This window comes from Mesorhizobium xinjiangense (assembly GCF_009749525.1).
Lineage (GTDB): Bacteria > Pseudomonadota > Alphaproteobacteria > Rhizobiales > Rhizobiaceae > Mangrovimarina > Mangrovimarina xinjiangensis.
In genome coordinates this window covers 1-1157 of record NZ_WOAC01000053.1, presented here as the reverse complement: position 1 = coordinate 1157, position 1157 = coordinate 1, and the positions used below count along the sequence as shown (strand labels likewise).

1 protein-coding gene and 1 pseudogene are annotated in these 1157 nt (G+C 58.6%); both read left to right on the top strand.

Annotation, left to right across the window (positions count from 1 at the left end; all coding sequences use genetic code 11):
* A pseudogene (locus GM909_RS25670) lies at positions 1-140 on the top strand (S-(hydroxymethyl)glutathione dehydrogenase); the annotation flags it as partial.
* A gap of 69 nt (positions 141-209) precedes the next feature.
* Positions 210-785, top strand: a complete 576-nt coding sequence (gfa, locus tag GM909_RS25665) for an S-(hydroxymethyl)glutathione synthase (RefSeq protein WP_157020367.1) — start codon at positions 210-212, stop codon at positions 783-785.
* Positions 786-1157: the final 372 nt, after the last annotated feature.

The following is a 1157-nucleotide window of genomic DNA, read 5'->3' as shown; positions in this document are numbered from 1 at the left end:
CGAAGATCGTCGACTGGTACATGGACGGCAAGATCGAGATCGACCCGATGATCACGCATACGCTCTCGCTCGACGAGATCAACAAGGGTTTTGACCTCATGCATGAGGGCAAGTCGATCAGAAGCGTGGTGGTGTATTAGGCCAGGGCCGCCACGCCGGGGGACACAACGAGCCTCAACAGGCCGGTAACGACAGGGAGGAAACAAGACATGCCAAACTCAGTATCGATCCATCCGGCAATCGACAGCGGGATCAAGCCGGCCGCTCCCAATTTCAGTGGCGGTACGCTGCTCTGCGCCTGCACCAACAAGCCGGTCAAGGTGGCCATCAAGGGACAGGTCGAACACAACCACGCCTGCGGGTGCACCAAATGCTGGAAACCGCAGGGTGCGGCATTCTCCGTTGTTGCCGTTGTGCCGCACGACAATGTCACCGTTATCGAGAATGGCGACAAGCTGGCTGTGGTCGACCCCGATGCGCTCATCCAGCGCCATGCTTGCAAGGAATGCGGCGTGCACATGTATGGTCCGGTGGAGCGCGAGCACGCCTTTCAGGGGCTTGACTTCATTCATCCGGAACGGTTCCAGGAATCCGGCTGGGCACCACCTGGCTTTGCCGCCTTCGTCTCCTCGGTCATCGAATCCGGAGTCGACCCGTCGCGCATGGACGGCATCCGCGCCCGATTGAGAGAACTCGGCCTGGAACCCTATGACTGTCTGTCGCCGCCACTGATGGATTTCGTCGCGACCTGGGTCGCAAAGCGTTCGGGCGCACTTGCGGCCTGACAAGACGCCTGCAGAGATGGTTTCGCCCGCCCGCTGAACGTGGTCCGATGGAAAAGTGAAAGGTTGAGAAGCGGAGGTCATCGAGCTACGTCTCCGGCACGGTGTGAAGCAGTACCTGAAGAGTCGACGGGTCGTGACGTATGCCACTCGGGCGAAGGGCTACTGCATCGGCCCGAAAATCGGAATCGATTTTCGGAAAGCACGATGCATAGATTCAAAGAGTTAGAGCGTCCTTTGGGCGTCCAAATGGACGCACGGCGCTCTAAGGCCTGTTGAGATTCATTGTGAATTTATGACGGCGGCTGCGAGATGGATGATGGCAATGAACGAGGTGTCGGTTTTGTCGGCGCGCATGGCGATGCGTTTGAACTC